Source organism: Pseudochelatococcus sp. B33, from assembly GCF_053570585.1.
On sequence record NZ_JBSEFH010000003.1, the window covers coordinates 217,833 to 235,649 of the forward strand.

The window sequence follows — 17,817 nt, forward strand, 5'->3', positions numbered from 1 at the left end:
GCGCCGAAATCGGAAAGCCTATGGGAATGCATGGCAAGGCGACCCGGGCGGCCCTTGCGCTGCGTTACCGGCTTGTGGCCGCCTGCAGGACGGTCCTATGGCGCCGCGAAGGAGAAGGAGGCTTTATTGAACACGATCAACGCACTCTCGAGCCAAATTGATATGGCTTCGACAGACATTGATCCTGAAGAAACGCGTGAATGGCTCGACGCTTATCGCGCCGTTTCAGCCACCGGCGGCAGCGCCCGCGCCGAGTTCCTGCTGCGGCGGCTGGAGGAGGAGGCCCGCAGCGATGGCGTATTCACCAGCGGCCAACCCTATTCATCCTACCGCAACACCATTCCGCTGTCCAAGCAGGGGCACTATCCCGGCGATCTGGAGATCGAGGAGAAACTGACCGGCATCATCCGCTGGAACGCGCTGGCCATGGTGGTGCGCGCCAACAAGGCCTATGGCGAGCTGGGCGGGCATATCGCGTCCTACGCCTCGGCGGCCGAGATCTTCGAGACCGGCTTCAACCACTTCTTCCGCGCCCAGAGCGAAGATTTTGATGGCGACCTAGTCTATTTTCAGCCGCATTCCGCGCCAGGGGTCTATGCCCGCGCCTTTCTTGAAGAGCGGCTGAGCGAAGAGCAGCTAGCCAATTACCGGCAGGAGGTCGGCAGAAACGGACTCTGCTCGTACCCGCATCCCTGGCTGATGCCGGATTTCTGGCAGTTCCCGACGGGCTCCATGGGCATCGGTCCGCTGAATGCCGTCTATCAGGCCCGCTTCATGCGCTATCTCCAGGCGCGCGGACTGGCCGATACCGCAGGTCGGCACGTCTGGGGCATCTTCGGCGACGGCGAGATGGATGAACCGGAATCCATTGCGGGCCTGACGCTGGCCGCACGCGAGAAGCTCGACAATCTGACCTTCATCATCAACTGCAACCTGCAGCGGCTCGACGGGCCGGTACGCGGCAATGGTCAGATCATCCAGGAGCTCGAAAGCCTGTTCGTCGGAGCCGGATGGAATGTCATCAAGGTGCTCTGGGGCTCGGAGTGGGACGGGCTCTTTGGCCGGGACAAAAACCTGTCGCTGCTCAGGCGGTTTGCCGAAACAGTGGATGGTGAATATCAAGATCTCGGCTCCAAGGACGGAGACTACAACCGTCAGAAATTCTTCGACCGTGATCCTGACACCAGGGCGCTGGTCGCGCATATGACCGATGCGGAGATCAACGCGCTGAAGCGTGGCGGCCACGACTTCCGCAAGCTCTATGCCGCTTTCGCCGCCGCCAAGGCACACAAGGGGCGCCCCACCGTTATTCTGGCCAAGACCAAGAAGGGCTACGGCATGGGCGCCGCCGGCGAAAGCCGCATGACGGCGCATCAGTCCAAGAAACTGGACATGGAGGCGCTGGTCGCCTTCCGCGACCGCTTCCGCCTGCCCCTGACCGAGCGCGATCTTGAAGAGCTGCGCCTCTACCGTCCGCCTGCCGACAGCCCCGAGATGCGCTATCTCCATGCCCGCCGACAGGAGTTAGGCGGCCATATGCCCCGGCGTCGGACACAGACGCAAGCCGATCGGCGCCCTTCCATTCCCGCTCGGGACAGCTATTCGAAATTCGCCGTCACGCCCGGCGGCAAGGAGATGTCGACCACCATGGCAGCGGTGCGGATGCTGAGCGCGCTGCTGAAGGACAAGATGCTGGGTCCGCGCATCGTGCCGATCGTCGCCGACGAGGCGCGCACCTTCGGCATGGACAACCTCTTCCGTCAGATCGGCATCTACGCCCCCGAGGGCCAGCTCTACGAACCCGAGGACTCCGGCAGCATGATGTTCTACAAGGAGGCCAAGAACGGTCAGCTTCTGGAAGAAGGCATCACCGAGGCGGGCGCTCTGTCGTCCTGGGTCGCGGCGGCAACTTCCTACAGCGTGCATGATACACCCGCCCTGCCCTTCTATATCTACTATTCGATCTTTGGCTTTCAGCGGATCGGCGATCTGATCTGGGCGGCGGCGGACCAGCGCGCACGCGGTTTCCTGCTCGGCGCCACTGCCGGCCGGACGACCCTCTCGGGCGAGGGTCTGCAGCACCAGGACGGATCCAGCCACCTTGTCGCCTCGACCATCCCGAACTGCCGCGCCTATGATCCGGCCTTCGCGGGCGAGCTGGCGGTCATCATGCACCACGGCATGCGCCGGATGATGGAGGCGCAGAAAGACGAATTCTACTACATCACGGTGATGAACGAGAACTACGTCCAGCCGGACCTCCCGGAGGGCGCGGAAGAAGGCATCCTGAAGGGGCTTTACCGCCTTGCCGAGCGCGGCAAGGCCAGCCCGAACCGCGTGCGCCTGGTGGGGTCGGGCGCCATCCTCAACGAGGTGATCGCCGCCGCGGACATTCTGGAACGGGAGTTCGGCCTTGCCTCGGAGATCTTCAGCGCGACAAGCTGGAGCGAGCTCGAACGCGATGCCCGCGATTGCGAACGCACCAACCGGCTGAGCGGTCCGGACAACCGCCGCACCAGCCACGCGATGACCTGCCTGCAGGGCACTGCGCCGGTGGTGGCGGCAACCGATTACGTGCGTGCTGTCCCCAGCCTGATCGCACCCTACATCGACGCGCCTATCACGGTTCTGGGCACCGACGGGTTCGGACGCTCCGCCAACCGCGCCGATCTGCGCGCCTTCTTCGAAGTGGATCGCAACTCCGTCGCGCTGGCCGCGATCGACGCCCTGGTCCGCGCCGGACTGGCTGAGCCGGAGCTTCACGCGAAGGCGCTGAAGACGCTGCAGGTATCCGCCGCAGTGCCGGCACCGTGGGCCGCGTGAGGGACCACCTGCCATGACTCAGCTTGTTGAACTGCGCGTGCCGGATATCGGCGATTTTCGCGATGTCCCGGTGATCGAGATCACGGTAGCGGCAGGGGACGAGATCCTTGCCGACGAGACGGTGATCGTGCTGGAAAGCGACAAGGCCACGTTGGATGTCCCGGCTGAAATCAGCGGAAGAATTGCAGAGCTGAAAGTGGCCGTCGGCGATGCCGTCAGCCAGGGTAGCGTGATCGCGCTGGTCGAGATCTCTGCAGACGCCACGGCACCCGAGCCCGCTGCCCCCTCGCCGGCCCAGGCCGTTCACGCACAGGTCCCTGCGGCTCCTCCCGCAGCAGCGCCAACCCCGCCTGCAGAGCCCGAACCGGCACGCACAGGTCCGCTCGCGCACGCCTCGCCCGCGATCCGCAAGCTGGCACGCGAGCTTGGTGTCGTCATCGCGGAGGTGCCGGGTACCGGGCCTCACGGCCGCATCACCCGCGAGGATGTGCAGCGGCACGTCAAGACACGTCTGACAGCAGCCCCGCAGGCTGCGAGACCATTACCTGCCGCCGAACTCCCGCCGTGGCCGCAGGTGGATTTCGAGAAATTCGGCCCGGTCGAGCGCGTGCCGCTTTCTCGCATCCAGCGTATCTCGGGGCCAAGCCTGGCACGCAACGCCATGGTAATCCCGCATGTCACCAATTTCGAGGAGGCTGATATCACGGACATCGAGGCCTTCCGGAAATCCGCGAACGCCGCCGACCCTGAGGCGGCGAGGCTGACCATCCTGGCCTTCTCGGTCAAGGCCTGCGTCTCAGCGCTGAAGCGTTATCCGCCCTTCAACGCGTCGCTGGTGGGCGACGATATGGTGCTCAAAAAATATTACAACATCGGGATCGCCGTCGACACGCCCGGAGGGCTGGTCGTTCCGGTGGTGCGCGACGCCGACAGGAAAAGCCTGCGCGAGATCGCGGCGGAGATGATCGCGCTCGCGGACCAGGCCCGCGGCGGCAAGCTGCCGCCACAGGCCATGCAGGGAGCGACGTTCACCATCTCGTCGCTGGGCGGGATCGGCGGCACGAACTTCACCCCGATTATCAACGCACCGGAAGTAGCGATCCTTGGCATGACGCGTGCGGCGATCCATCCCAAATGGAACGGTAGCGCCTTCCAGCCGCGGCTGATCCAGCCACTGAGCTTAAGCTGGGACCACCGCATGGTCGATGGCGTTGCGGCGGCCCGCTTTCTTGTCCATGTCTGCGAGATCCTGTCGGATTTCCGCCGGATCAGTCTCTGAGAGAGAGCAGGATGCAACACGACGTCACCATTCCTGGCACCGCTCGGCGCTGCCCATTGGTCGTTCTGGGCGGAGGCCCGGGCGGCTATACCGCCGCGTTCCGTGCCGCCGATCTGGGACTTGAGGTGACACTGATCGAAAAGCGCGACACCCTGGGCGGCGTGTGCCTCAACGTCGGTTGCATCCCTTCCAAGGCTCTCCTGCATATAGCGAAGGTCATCGAGGACGCAAGGGACCTGGGCGCGCATGGCGTCGCCTTCCCGGCGCCACAGGTCGACCTTCCCGGCATCCGCGCGTTCCGCGATGCCACGGTCTCGCGGCTGACGGGTGGGCTGGCCGGACTGGCACGGCGACGCAAGGTCCGCGTGCTGCACGGCACCGGGCGTTTCACCGGGCCGAACGAGATCGAGGTCGCCGGCGAGGATGGCATCATGCGACTTGGATTCGAACAGGCCGTCATTGCCAGCGGTTCCGAGCCGGTACGCTTGCCCATGCTGCCCGACGATCCGCGGGTGATGGACAGCACCGGCGCGCTGGCTCTGGACGACGTGCCGGAGCGGCTGCTGGTACTTGGCGGCGGGATCATCGGGCTGGAAATGGCCCAAGTCTATCATGCGTTCGGCAGCCGGATTACAATCGCGGAGATGATGGACCGGATCATCCCCGGCGCCGACAACGACATTACTGCCCCGCTGATGGGCCGCATTGCGGCTCGCTACGAAGCAATCCACCTGAGCACACGCGTAACCGAGGTCCAGGCAACCAATAGCGGGCTCCGCGTTACCTTCGAGCAGGTCCAGGAGATGCATCAGGCGGAGTTCGACCGCATCCTTGTCGCGACGGGGCGCCGGCCCAACATCGCCGCCATCGGTGCGGAACGGGCAGGATTGAGTGTCGACGAGCGCGGTTCTCTGCAGGTGGACGCGCAAATGCGCACCAATGTGCCGCATATCTTCGCGGTGGGCGATGTGGTCGGCCAGCCGATGCTGGCGCACAAGGCCATCCACGAAGGCAAGACGGCCGCCGAGGTCGCCGCCGGGGAAAAGTCGGCCTTCGATCCGCTGGTGATCCCTTCTGTCGCCTATACCGACCCCGAAATCGCCTGGGTCGGCCTGACCGAAACCGAGGCGAAGGCCCGCGGCATCGCCTATCGCAAGGGCAGCTTCCCTTGGGCCGCCTCGGGCCGGGCCCTGTCCCTGGGCCGTGGTGAGGGGTTGACCAAGCTGCTCTTCGATCCAGAAACCAAGCGCGTTCTGGGCGGGGCCGCGGCAGGACCTGGAGCGGGGGAGCTCATGGCGGAAATCGTGCTGGCGATCGAGATGGGCGCCGTAGCAGACGATATCGGCCATTCGATCCACCCGCACCCCACCCTTTCAGAAACGGTCGGGCTCGCGGCCGAGGCGTTCTCCGGCACACTGACCGATCTTTAATCCGCAAAAGGGCCGTTTGCAGGCGCGCCGGGCAAGGTCTTTACAGGTTGCGCGGATCAGCTTCGCAGCAGGGCCATCAGATCGGTGTCCGGGCTCGAGACGCTTGCGGGATCCACGCTCTTGCCCTGGGCCAGCAGACGACGCGCCAGCATGTAACTGCGCGCATCGTTGATCGCGTCGACGCTCAGCAATTCAGTCCGGCGGAAATACCAATGCGATTGCGCCTCGCCTGCGCCTCGCCGCACGACCACCTGATCGTAACCCGTGTTGAGGCCGGCGATCTGCAGCTTCACATCGAACTGGTCGGACCAGAACCAAGGTACGGGCGCATAGTCCTCCCCCTGCCCCAGCATGTCCTGCGCGACGATGGCGCTTTGATCCACAGCGTTCTGCACGCTTTCAAGCCGGATTCGTCCATCGCGATACGGGAATGAGGCGCAGTCGCCAGCAGCCCAGATTCCCGGTATGGAGGTCCGTCCCCGCCTGTCTACTACAATTCCGTTATCGATCTGCACGCGAGCGCTCTGTGCGAGCTCCGTATTCGGGATCACACCGATTCCGGCCACAACAAGGCCAACGTCGACGGTTTCCCCGTTCGTCAGCACCGCCCCTGTGACGGTATCCTCGCCCAGCAATTCAGTTACGCCCGTGCTTTCCATAATGCGCACCCCCCGGTCTGTATGGAGCTTGCGGAAAAAGGCGCTAGTTTCGGCCGAGGCCACCCGCGTCAGAATGCGCGGTGCGTTTTCGACGAGCGTAACGGCCATGCCAAGGCTGCGGAATGCCGCCGCAGCCTCCAGCCCGATATAGCCGCCGCCGATCACCAGTGCCGCACTGCAGGAGCGGCTCAGCCGCATCATGCGATCGACATCGGCACGCGTCCGGACGTATTGAATGCCGCCGAGATTACGGGACAGCTCCACCGGCAACTGGCGCGGGCGCGCGCCGGTGACCAGTGCCAGCTTGTCGTAGGTCAGCGTCTTCCCCCCGAAATAGACGGTCCGGTTCACCGGGTCGATCGCCTCTACACGGCAGGACAACCGCAGTTCGATATCGCGTTGGCGGTAGAATTCGGCACTGCGCAGCAACATCCGCTCCGCGGACAATTGTCCAAGGAAATAGGCCTTCGACAGCGGCGGGCGCTCATAGGGCAAGTCACTCTCGTCGCCCACCAGGTACAGGTCGCCCCCGTAGCGCGCTTCCCTCAGCTTGGCAGCCAGTGAAACACCGGCGTGGCTTGCTCCAATGATGACGATATTCTCAGAAGGCATCTCAGTCTTGATTTCCGTGATAATCCCGATGACAATCTACCCAGCTGTCAGGCGCCGGGCTGTCCCCATCGATGGGACGGAGCAAGTGGCGTCGTTGCAGTGCCGAAAAGCCCGCCTTCGGCATGGACATAGACGAAGAATGGCGCGATACGTACCGCGGTCATCAGTCGGGCAAGCTTGTCAAGTTTAAGCGCCCTTACTGCTGCTTCGCTTCGGCGATCAGTAATCTGACGCCCCATGTTTGCCGCTTCGTTGTAGCGAAGCACACAAATGCATCATTCGCCGTGCATGAATCTTGTCAACCATGTCGCCAACCCCGTCCCCACGGACGGTGACAGTTGTGACAGGAACACCTGCTATGTCTCGGCTGGATTTATGATCGGACAACAAGCTCCGTAAAGAACATCGGATCTTTGCCGGCGCATGATACCGCGGCAGGCCGCGCCCGTAGTATCTCCTAAGCATCAGCCGCCGAACGAGATGTCATAGCCAGCAGCAACGCCATTTCGAAACCAGAGGTGAGGAATGTACCGACGAATCGAAAAAATCATTGGGATCGTCGCTTCGATTCTCCTATTTGCGCTGATGCTGATTACTTTCCTGGATGTATTGGGCCGCAATGCATTCAGCCGTCCCCTTCCCGGCGCCTCCGAACTGACCGAGATCCTGCTTGCCGTTGTCATCTTCCTGATGCTACCGCAAGTCGCAATCCGCAATCGACATATTGTGGTTGATCTTGTGGAAAGCATGATCAACAATCGTACACGCATTTTCCTCGATATGTTTGCAGCGCTTGCGAGTGCGATTTTCTTCGCGCTTGTTGCTTGGCAGATGTGGGCGCTTGGCACCAAGGCATTCGGCTACGGCGATGCAACCCCAACGCTTCATATTCCGCTCGGCCCCATCCTCTATGGAGTGGCGATACTCTCCGCGATCAACGCAATCGCCTTCCTCCTGACCATCCCGATAGCAGGGTCGGACAGGCGCCGTGAATTGGCCGGCTCGGATGAGTCCTACGAATCGGCCGAAACGCCCAGGATTGTGTGACGACAGGATTTCTCCCATGTTGGCAGCCGGTTCCGGATTTCTATTTTCCTTCCTTCTGATCTTCATGCGCGTACCGATCGCCGTTGCTCTCGGGCTAACCGGCTTCATCGGTTTCGGCCTGCTGATCGGCTGGAAACAATCCACCGTCATGCTCGCGCTCACGACGCGCGACGCTTCGATGTCCTACTCGTTGGTCGTCATTCCGCTCTTCGTCCTGATGGGTAACCTGATCGCCGGTACCGGCGTGTCGCGGGAAATATATCGGGCCGCCCAGGCGTTCATCGGCAGCCGGCGCGCGGGTCTCGCCAATGCGACGATTGTCTCGTGCGCTGGCTTCGGCATGGTGTGTGGATCGAGCGTGGCCACCGTCGTGACGATGGGCAAGGTCGCCCTCCCCTCAATGAGATCTTTCGGATATAGCGACCATCTCAGCGCGGGTACCATCGCAGCCGGAGCAACCCTTGGCATCATCATTCCGCCGAGCGTCCTGGCGGTCATCTATGGCGTGATGACAGAAACACATATCGGCAAACTCTATGCAGGCATGCTGATTCCCGCCTTTCTCGGCGTCATCGGCTACATGATCGCGATTCGCTGGATTGTGTATCGCGATCCGAATGCAGCTCCTCCCGCAGTTCGTGTCAATTGGTCCGAAAAGCGCGTAGCGCTGATACAGACCTGGCCCGTGATCGTTCTGTTCAGCCTGGTACTTGGCGGGATTTATGGCGGCTACTTCACCGCGGCCGAAGCGGCCGGCATCGGAGCATTCGGAGCGTTTCTACTTGCGGTGGGGCGCAAGAAGCTGACTTGGCGCTCCCTTCACGACATCCTGCTGGACAGCGCACAAGCGACGGCGATCATCTTTGGCCTCCTGATTGGCGCGCTCGTCTTTACCGAGTTCCTCAACTACACAGGTGCTCACACAAGCCTGCTGGAATTTGTGCAGGGCTCGGGCTTCTCGCCATTCACCGTCATCCTCTTCATTTGCCTGATCTACATCGTGCTTGGCGCATTGATGGAAGAGCTCTCGATGATCCTTCTCACGGTGCCGCTTTTCTTCCCCATCGTCGTCGGCCTCGGCTATGATGGCGTATGGTTCGGGGTGCTCGTCGTCGTCCTTTGCGAACTTGGCCTGATCGCGCCTCCGATAGGCATGAACTTGTTTGTTATGCGCAGCCTCGCGCCCGAAATCCCGATCAGTGCAGTGCTGAAAGGTATTGCGCCGTTTGTCGTGGTGGACATCATCCGCATCTTCATCATCGCGGCATTCCCGATCCTCTCGATGTTCCTGCCGAATCTCTTGTTCAATTGATCGGCCAATTCAGCTCATCGACCAATCATGGCCGCTTAATGGCGGTGGAAGGATCCACAACTTCAAGGTTATCGAGTGCCGCACCTGCCTGATGTCCAAATGACGCTTGAGTGAGGAGACGTTTCATGCAGCTGAAGGGTTCGTTCCGTTATCCGCCGATGGAAGGTGTGACGTTCGGCTCCCGCTGGAACGAGAGTCTACTCGGAGAGGTCGAGCGCCACGGCGCGCAACGCGTGCTGGTGCTCGCCAGCACGACGCTGGCAGGTAAGGCAGACCTGGAACGCAAGGCACGTGAGGTGTTGGGCAGCCGTCTGGCCGCTTTCCAGGTGGGCGTTCGGGCGCACACACCGCGCGAAGACGTGCTGACCGCTACCGAGCGAGCGCGTACGGTTGAAGCGGATCTCATTGTCACCATCGGTGGGAGCTCGATCGTCGATGCCGGAAAGCTTATAGTGCATTGCATTGCAAACGATGTGAACTCAATCGATGATTTCGATCGCGTGCTCAAATTACAAGCCGACAACAAGCTGCCGGTAGCGTATTCCATCCCCCTTGTTGCGATTCCCACCACGCTTTCGGGCGGCGAGTTCTCCCTGACTGCCGGCGCTACAGACACACTGCGTCAGATCAAGCAGGCCTATGCCCACCGGGATCTGATGCCGAAGGCGGTTATCCTGGACCCAGAACTTACGCTGCACACGCCAGAGGAGCTTTGGCTCTCCACCGGCATGCGCGGTCTGGATCACGCAGTCGAAGGCTATTGCTCGATTCTGGCGCATCCCTATTCGATGGCAGCGTCGATCTATGCCGTGAAGCTGCTGTCTGCGGGCCTGCTGTCCACCAAGCGCGATCCAGAGGATCTCGAAGCCCGGCTGAAATCGATGATGGGCATCTGGCTGTCCCTTACGGGGTACCAGTCGGGTGTGCCGTTCGGTGCGAGCCACGCAATCAGCTACGTGCTGGGTGCGGCTGCGAATGTGCCACACGGCTTAACCTCATGCGTCCTGTTGTCGCCGATCCTGCAATGGAACCAATCCGCAAATAGCGAGCGGCAGGCTGACCTCAGCACCGCCCTGGGCAATCCAAACAGGCCCGCCCATGAACTCATCCGCGCACTCGTCAAGGACCTTGGCCTCCCCCACAGCTTGCGCCAGGTGGGCGTGACTCGCGAGCAGTTTGACGACATGGCCGAGCGCTGTTTCAGCGCCCACTGGGTTCACAACAATCCGAAGAAGGTCCATTCACCGGCGGAAATCAAGGAAATTCTTGAACTCGCCTGGTAAGGCACACGAAAGGCAGGATAAATCGTATCGGGTTAAATTGCATAGGTAACAAAAGCTTTTGTTTGAGGGATCCAACAGTTTCAGTCATTAAACACTTGACTTCAACTGAAAAACGGGCCCCGGGAAGACATCTTCGCCGGTAGCCGAAGAATCGCAGATTGTGGAGGCGATTGCCGACAGCATGTACCATCCGTCGATGAAGGAGAGATGACGGATCTTGAGGCGCGGAAGTCCGAGCTGACAACCCTCCTCCAGGATGTTCCGGATGCGATGTCGGCGCTACTGCCGAGCGCATCGATGATCTACGCCCGGAAGATTGGCAAGACAGGTAAAACGACACAACCCTCAGCGTGTGCTGAGGGTTTGTCTGTATCTTTAATTGCGGGGGGGGGGGGGAGGGGGGGCGCAACCATCTTTACTTGCGATTCTTCTCGACGTATCGGTACCTCCTTGAACGGCTTACTTCCAAGGACGCCAGAGGGTTAGTACGAGCAGTGGTGTAGTTTCGGCGGCACATTTCCATTTTTCTATAAGCTTATGATACTATACAATTTTTTCTATGCAATTATGAGCACGGCACCTAATTCGCAATTACTGGTCAGAGAGCAACCGTCCTGACCAACCAGATGCTTCAGTTCAACGAATTCTCAGTTCGCGGCCACAAGGAACGCGACGCCATGGCTGAAACTGGCGGAACGTGACCATGTGCGGCTGCACGTCCGCCGGAAAGGAGGACAGACCCAAACGCTCTCCCTTCCCGCCTCTGCTCTCGCACCAGCTGAAACCCTGGCGCAAAGGCGCCGCCATGCCGATCCTCGACCAGCCCAAACCGCCGCAGAGGCGAATTTTCGCCAAGGTAATCGCTGCCACCATGGCATCGCGTTTTGGACGGGTTAGCTCACGAACGAGCCCGCAAGAACGCGCCGCCGTCCCGTGCTGACGCGAGAACCGCAAGAATTTCCTAGTCAGCGTGCAGAAGGCTCACCACATTGAGACGGCGGATTGCTGGGTTGGTGAAGCTCGTTGCAGATTCTGTGGAGGAAAGCACATCGTCTACCGCAACGATGTTTCCTGGCCAACTGCAAGGAGAGAGGCTTCCATGGAACCTGTCGAAACTTTCGAAGGACTTGAAGCAGCCAAGGATCGCACACGAGTATGGCGGCCGTGGCAGCTCAAGCAGTTCGAATTCTTCCATGCGACTGCAATCTCCGCTCCCCCTCGTCGGCATTTTTCGCGGGGCTATTTTATGCTTGTCTCCATACACGCAGGCATATCGGACAACCAGTATCGAAATAGCTATACAAGTGACCAGGGGCGCGAGGGCATGTTCCGTGTTTTCGAGCCCGAGGAGGCGTGGGTCTGTCAGCCCAACAACGCCACCTTCCAGGCGCTCACTGTCGAGCCTGCCTGGCTGCAGGAAGCCGCTGCGGGGATGCTTCATAGGGAGCGCTCCCTGCCCCATTTTCCCAGCCGGTGCCTCTTTGATCCGGCTTTGAGCAGGACCTTGCGTGATCTCGCCGCCAGTTCCCTTGCTCCGGCTTCCCGTCTGCAACAGGAAGAGATGCTCTTGCGCCTGCTTGCCCGCTTGCTCGGGCATGCCGAAGTGGCTGGAGAAAGTCCTCGGTCGGGAAAGGAACACCCGGCCGTCAAGCGCGCGAAGGAGTATCTTGAAGCGCATTACGCCGAGGAAGTGCCCCTGCAGGAGCTGGCCAATGTGGCTTACCTCAGTCCGTTTCATCTTGCTCGCGTCTTTCGCCAGACTGTTGGCGTGCCTCCTCATGCCTATCAGACGCAGCTGCGCCTGGCTCATGCCAGGACGTTGCTCGCCCAAGGACTCGATGTAGGCAATGTGGCCCAGGAAACCGGCTTTTTCGACCAATCGCACTTTGCGCAACAGTTTCGGCGGCACTTCTTTGTGAAACCAGGGATCTATCGCAAAACAGCAAGATATTCCTCGTAGGCATCACTTTCTATCGACTATTCTGGACATGAAATCTCGCCGCTCCCGACAGAAAAACAGGCAGGCGGGCGAGGAACTATTGCCAGTTTCATTGAAAGGAGAAGCAATGATAGCGCAAAGCCCGGAACATGCGATCGAGCTGATCGACAAAGCCTTCCAGGAGGCGGACGTTGAAGCTCTCATGAGCTTGTATGACGATTCCGCAGTCCAGGTCGATTATGTGGTAGCCGCAGATGGAACGGAGATACGGGGAAAGCAGGCCCTACGCGAGATGTACGCAGGCCTCCTCAGGCCCGGGCTCTTCACCGTCAAGCAAATCAAGACACATGTCGTGGAGGCGGACGGAATAGCGCTCTTCACGTCGAAGTTGAGCCTGAGCTTCGGAGAGAAAGAGCCGCGAACCTATGTCGCAACCATCGTTTTCCGACGCCAGCCGGACGGAAGCTGGAAAGACCTGATCGACAGCAGTCCGTCCGTCCTGGACATGTGACACGCGTCCTCCGGCAAGGAGGGCTTTCCTTCCAATATGGGCGACACAGAGAAGTTCAAGCCATGAAGATCGGCCTTGAGGGCAAAACAGCCATCATTACGGGCGCGTCAGCCGGGATCGGGTTGGGATGCGCGCGCGGCCTTGCCGAAGCCGGCGCCGCCGTCGTCATCGCGGCGCGCAAGCCGGACGCGCTGGCCAGCGCGCGCGACCGGCTGATCGAGGCGGTTTCGGGCGCCACCGTCCGCACCATCGCGGCAGACCTCGCGACCGCCGCCGGCTGCGCGGCGCTGGTCGAGGCCGAACCCTGCTGCGATATCCTGGTCAACAATCTCGGTGTGTTCGAGTCCAAGCCGTTCTTCGAGACCTCCGACGAGGATTGGGAGCGGCTGTTCCAGATCAACGTCCTGTCGGGGGTGCGGCTTTCGCGCGTCTATATGCCCGCCATGATGAACGCGGGCTGGGGCCGGATCGTATTTCTGGCCTCGGAGGCCGGCATCAATGTGCCGGTGGACTCGTTGCACTACGGCGCCACCAAGGCCGCCGTGCTGGCCTTGTCGCGCGGGCTCGCCAAGCTCGCCGGTCGCTCGGGCGTGACGGTCAACGCGGTGCTGCCCGGCGTCACCATGTCCGAGTGGATCGAGGCGATGATCCAGGGGTTCGCTGAACAAGCCGGGCAGAGCTTCGAGGAAGCGGCCCACGCGGCGGTGACGGCACGCTATCCGACGTCCATCACGCAGCGCGTTCATGCGCTGGAGGAGGTGGCCAATCTCGTGGTCTATCTCTGCTCGACCAAATCCTCCGCGACGACCGGTTCCGCCCTGCGCGCCGATGGCGGCATTATCGAGACGATTTTTTGATCATCTTGTTGATTCAAAAAGAGAAATAATCCGGTGACCAAGCTATCCGATATAAGCCGATCCGATACGGTCTCATTGGAGCAGATCCTTTCGAACATCGCCGGGCTCGCGCCGATGATCGCCCAGCTGACGCCCGAGATGGAGCAAGGCCGGCGGCTGCCGGAACCGATCGTGTCCGCGCTCAAGTCCGCCGGTATCTACGGCATGGTCGTGCCCCGGCGCTACGGCGGCCTCGGACTCGACGCGCCGAGCAGCTTCCGGGCGATCACGGCGCTTTCCCGGCTCGACGGGTCGGTAGGCTGGAATGCGATGAACGGCCATCTCGCGGCCCTCGTTCCGTTTCTGGGAACCGAGGCCCTCTGCGAGGAAGTCCACCGCGACGGGCAGTATCGCCTCATCGCCGGTTCGGCACAGCCGGCCGGCAGGGCCGAACGCGTCCCCGCCGGCTGGCGCGTCACCGGATCCTGGCCGTTCGCCAGCGGGTGCCAGGATGCCGAGTGGATCGGCGGCGCCTGCATCATGATGGAAGGCGGCGCGCCCGTCGCGTCGCCGGACGGTCAGGGCCCGATGGTCCGCTCCTGCCTCCTGCCGGCCGGCGACTGGAAGATCCTCGACACCTGGCATGCGTTCGGCCTCAGAGGCACCGGCAGCCACCACGTCACGCTGACCGACGCCTTCGTCCCGGACGCGAACTTCGTCGAGTTCCCGTTCGGAACCTCCTGTGCTCCGGACCGGACCTTCACCCGGTTCGCCGAGATGATGATGCTCGTGCACGGCGCCTTTGCCGTCGGTGTCGCCGAAGGCGCCATCGCCGACCTTGCCGCGCTGGCGACATCGGGCGTCCGCCAGATGTTCGCGGCCACGCCGCTCGTGGAGACGGAGCGTTTCCGGGAGGGTCTCGGCCGGCTCGACGCCGAGCTCAAGGCGGCACGCGCATTGTTCGAGGCCGAACTCGCCCGCGTCTGGAGAGATCCCGAACCCCGGACGGGGACGGGCATCCCCCGTGTGGTGGGGCAGCTGCAAACGGTGGTCTGGGTCACCGCGGCCGCTGTCCGTGTCGCGGAAGGCTGCCTCGAGCTTGCCGGAAGCAGGGCGGTCTACGAAAGCTCGCCGCTGCAGCGGCGGCTCAGGGATCTTCATGCCGCCTCGACGCATGTGTCGGTGCATCCGCGGCAGTACATCCCGGCCGGCGACGCGGTGCTCGCGCGCCTGTCGAACGCGAGCGCAGCGTCATGAGCGGCGGGCGCAAGGTCGCCGGCATCACCGGCGACCTTGCGGGGCATCGGCGCAGCGCTGGTGAGGGCCTATGTCGATCGGCATCTTAACGGATGTCGCCTGTCGCAAGCTGACCTTCGTTGCCTGCAAGCCAACGTTCGATCCGGCGCTGTTCAAGCCCCAATCCGGCCTGGATAGAGCGTCTTCGCGCCGATGCAGCCCAGCCAGTCTCGGATAGCGACCGACGGGCTCAACCACCCGCGCCACTACGCAAGTTCGTGCAGATGCTGCGACGACAGGCTTTCCACAAGCGCCTTTCCTTCTTCGCTCTCGGACCGAGCCGCAAGCTCACGCTGACGGGGAGAGTCGATATGCGTCTGCCAGTCGGCCTTGCTTCTCCAGGACGCCACGAGGACAAGAACCTCGCTCGCGGCATCGTCCTGGCACAGTCGAAAATCGAGGCACCCCTTCTCCTCGCGGGTCGGTGCCAGCAGACCCTGGCAGAAGGCGAGAACCTCATCGCGTCTGCCTGGACGGCACTTGATCTGCGTCACGGTGATGAACATGAGAAATTGCCTTCTTTTTCGTGGGAACCGGCATTCCGGGCGGACACCCGGGATACTTTCGAGTTCCGGCGGTTGTAATCGCCGAGATTGGCTGACGGGATTGGCTGACCTGGGCCGTACTTCATCTGCACGTGTTGTCACCAGCTGAGGCAACCGCCATTCACTAAGCAGGCCGGGTAGCGACCGCGAGAAGAACCGGCGAGACGATCCGGACCCGATCGCCCTCGGCGACGTCGTCGACGATACGCAGAATGGCGTCGTCGACCTTGCGTCGATCCTGGTCATCAAGCGCGGCATAGGGCGGCATGTAGCGATGCAGGTCATGCAGCTCGTCGAGGTAGGCACGACCGGCCGGCCCCCGCCAGACAGCCTGGATTTCCTCCACTCTGACATCGACGAACCCGACCGATTGCAGCTCCGTGGCGAGCCGCGCCGGATCGGACAAGGCGATGAACCCCTCCGGCGCCGGCGGCGGCGCCCGATCGGGAAACACCGCGCGCAATGCCTGGGCCATGATCACGAAAGGTCCACCCCCCGGCGGCCTGCGCCAGGTCGCAACGCACCCTTTGCCACCCGGGCGAACCACCCGGAACTGCTCCTGCAATCCCTTCCGCCAGTCCGGGAAGAATATGACGCCGAAGATCGAGAAGGCGGCGTCGAAGCTGCCGTCCCCGATTTCGAGGGCCTGCCCGTCCATCACGCGTGCCCGCGCGTCGGGAAACGGCGCCAGACGCTCCGACAGCAGCTGCACCATGCCCGGGGCGATGTCGATGCCGAGGACGGACGCGCCGCTGAACGCTGCCGGGATGCCCAGAGCCCCTGCGCCGGCGGCGATATCGAGCACACGCGAGCCGAAACCGACGAGCCCGACGCGGCGGAGAGCTTCCACTGCGACGGGTCCCGTGATGCGATGGCCCGTCAACTCATAAACACGGGCAAAGTCGAGGGTCATCTGCGGAGGCGGGAGGGGCGACGGGCCGTCCGGAATCCCGCCCGCGCTTCCGGTTGGCTGATTGACTGCTGCCGAGGGTTGTTGCATCCGATGCTCCTTTCGTGCGGTCGTAGCCGCTACGCCCGCCGTCACGGCGAGCGCAGCCGTGGCCGCCGCGCCCACGAGAACGTCTCTGCGAGAAATCAGGGTCACGATCGTCCCCCCGTTCGGGATGAACGCCAGACGGGAGCAAGCTCGACGATCGCCAGCGGTGACTCCGGCACGTCCCGGACATCGGCGACATGCCAGCCGCTATCCGCGCCGATCGTCTCGAACTCGGCCCGCGTCCGTTGGCGCCCGGTGCTCACGCAGAGCATGTGAATATCGAAAAGCTTGGCGAAATGCGGCTCGCTCGAGCTCGGCACCACCCATTCGATGACCAACAGGCGCGCGCCTTCCCGCGCCGATTTCCGAACGACGCGCAGGATCCGCCGGCATTCGTCGTCGTTCCAGTCGTGCAGGATATGTTTCATGAGATAGATGTCGGCCTCGGGTACGGCGTCGAAAAAGTCGCCGCCCCGATGGCTTATCCGACCGGCCAGCCCGTCCTTCCCCGTGATTCCGGCGTCGCTCGCGGCCGTCACCTCCGGCAGGTCGAAGACGACGCCTTTTGCCTCGGGACGGTCGCGGAGCAGCGCCGCCAGCAGGTAGCCCCGGCCGCCGCCGATGTCGCAGAAGAGTTTCGGCCCGGCATGTCGTCCTTCCAGACCTGCGCGCACCGCTTCCGCCTCCGTCGTGGAGTAGGAGGTCATCGCGTTCTGGAACACCTTCCCGAAGGCCGGACTCTCGCGCGCATGGTCGAAGATGCCGCGGCCGAATTCGCGCTTGAAGCCATCGTGCTCCCCGTCACGGACCAGCGCCGGCAGGTGGCGCCAGGCGGAATAAAGCTCCGGCCCTTCCTCCAGAAGCGCCATGCTGCGCAGCGATTGCGGATGATCGCTACGCAGCAGCTGACCGGCGCCGCTGAGGCGAAACCGGGCCTCTTCCTCCACGAGCAAGCCAAGCCCCGCCGATGCCCGCATCAGCCGATAGAGCAGCGCCTCGTCCGCGCCGATCTCGACGGCGACGTTCTTCACGGGCGATGAGCGCGATGCCGACAGGGCATCGTAGATGCCCAGCGCGACGCCCGCATACAGGGCCTGGCTGCGCCAACGCCCGGTCACCAGGTCGAGGATAGCCGTCAACTCATGGACGCGGGCGAAATCGTCGGGCGACGACCCGTTCCGAACCCATGCCAAACTTCCGGTGGGTTGAGCCCCCGCTGCCGATGACTGCTCCATCCGATGCTCCTTA

At 62.5% G+C, this 17,817-nt stretch carries 14 protein-coding genes; 10 read left to right on the top strand and 4 right to left on the bottom strand.

The window, feature by feature from the left end; translation table 11 throughout:
• The first annotated feature begins 162 nt into the window (after positions 1-162).
• Genes mdeB through lpdA form a run of 3 tightly spaced genes read left to right on the top strand, consistent with a single transcriptional unit; the run spans position 163 to position 5,532 of the window.
• Positions 163-2,823 (top strand): alpha-ketoglutarate dehydrogenase, encoded by a 2,661-nt coding sequence (mdeB, locus tag ACUSIJ_RS04595; protein WP_449307187.1) that lies wholly within the window; start codon positions 163-165, stop codon positions 2,821-2,823.
• 13 nt (positions 2,824-2,836) lie between these two features.
• Positions 2,837-4,102 (top strand): 2-oxo acid dehydrogenase subunit E2, encoded by a 1,266-nt coding sequence (locus tag ACUSIJ_RS04600; protein ID WP_449307188.1) that lies wholly within the window; start codon positions 2,837-2,839, stop codon positions 4,100-4,102.
• A gap of 11 nt (positions 4,103-4,113) precedes the next feature.
• A complete protein-coding gene (gene lpdA / locus ACUSIJ_RS04605; RefSeq protein WP_449307189.1) occupies positions 4,114-5,532 on the top strand; it encodes a dihydrolipoyl dehydrogenase in 1,419 nt (472 codons plus the stop codon).
• A gap of 56 nt (positions 5,533-5,588) precedes the next feature.
• On the opposite strand, the gene ACUSIJ_RS04610 is transcribed toward lpdA, so the two are convergent.
• On the bottom strand, positions 5,589-6,803 hold the full coding sequence (locus ACUSIJ_RS04610) for an NAD(P)/FAD-dependent oxidoreductase (protein ID WP_449307190.1): 1,215 nt from the start codon (positions 6,801-6,803) through the stop codon (positions 5,589-5,591).
• A gap of 525 nt (positions 6,804-7,328) precedes the next feature.
• Here ACUSIJ_RS04610 and ACUSIJ_RS04615 point away from each other — a divergent pair.
• From ACUSIJ_RS04615 to ACUSIJ_RS04645, 7 genes are all read left to right on the top strand, one after another.
• Entirely contained in the window at positions 7,329-7,850 is a 522-nt protein-coding gene (locus ACUSIJ_RS04615) for a TRAP transporter small permease (protein WP_449307191.1), read from the top strand.
• A 16-nt stretch (positions 7,851-7,866) separates the two neighbouring features.
• Entirely contained in the window at positions 7,867-9,162 is a 1,296-nt protein-coding gene (locus ACUSIJ_RS04620) for a TRAP transporter large permease (RefSeq protein WP_449307192.1), read from the top strand.
• Positions 9,163-9,287: 125 nt separating this feature from the next.
• Entirely contained in the window at positions 9,288-10,445 is a 1,158-nt protein-coding gene (locus ACUSIJ_RS04625) for an iron-containing alcohol dehydrogenase (protein WP_449307193.1), read from the top strand.
• Positions 10,446-11,544: 1,099 nt separating this feature from the next.
• A complete protein-coding gene (locus tag ACUSIJ_RS04630) occupies positions 11,545-12,405 on the top strand; it encodes a helix-turn-helix domain-containing protein (protein ID WP_449307194.1) in 861 nt (286 codons plus the stop codon).
• Between the two features lie 106 nt (positions 12,406-12,511).
• Positions 12,512-12,895 carry a YybH family protein gene (locus tag ACUSIJ_RS04635; protein WP_449307195.1) on the top strand — a complete coding sequence of 128 codons (384 nt, stop codon included), beginning with the start codon at positions 12,512-12,514 and terminating at the stop codon, positions 12,893-12,895.
• 62 nt (positions 12,896-12,957) lie between these two features.
• Positions 12,958-13,752: an SDR family NAD(P)-dependent oxidoreductase gene (locus ACUSIJ_RS04640; protein WP_449307196.1), complete on the top strand. Its 795-nt coding sequence runs from the start codon at positions 12,958-12,960 to the stop codon at positions 13,750-13,752.
• 33 nt (positions 13,753-13,785) lie between these two features.
• Positions 13,786-14,988: an acyl-CoA dehydrogenase family protein gene (locus ACUSIJ_RS04645; protein WP_449307197.1), complete on the top strand. Its 1,203-nt coding sequence runs from the start codon at positions 13,786-13,788 to the stop codon at positions 14,986-14,988.
• A gap of 245 nt (positions 14,989-15,233) precedes the next feature.
• Here ACUSIJ_RS04645 and ACUSIJ_RS04650 read toward each other — a convergent pair whose 3' ends face one another.
• From ACUSIJ_RS04650 to ACUSIJ_RS04660, 3 genes are all read right to left on the bottom strand, one after another.
• Positions 15,234-15,533, bottom strand: coding sequence for a putative quinol monooxygenase (locus tag ACUSIJ_RS04650; RefSeq protein WP_449307198.1), 300 nt, complete (start codon positions 15,531-15,533; stop codon positions 15,234-15,236).
• 163 nt (positions 15,534-15,696) lie between these two features.
• Entirely contained in the window at positions 15,697-16,677 is a 981-nt protein-coding gene (locus ACUSIJ_RS04655) for a class I SAM-dependent methyltransferase (RefSeq protein ID WP_449307199.1), read from the bottom strand.
• Positions 16,674-17,804, bottom strand: coding sequence for a methyltransferase (locus ACUSIJ_RS04660; protein WP_449307200.1), 1,131 nt, complete (start codon positions 17,802-17,804; stop codon positions 16,674-16,676). Before ACUSIJ_RS04660 ends, ACUSIJ_RS04655 begins: the two co-directional genes overlap by 4 nt.
• Between the last annotated feature and the right edge of the window lie 13 nt (positions 17,805-17,817).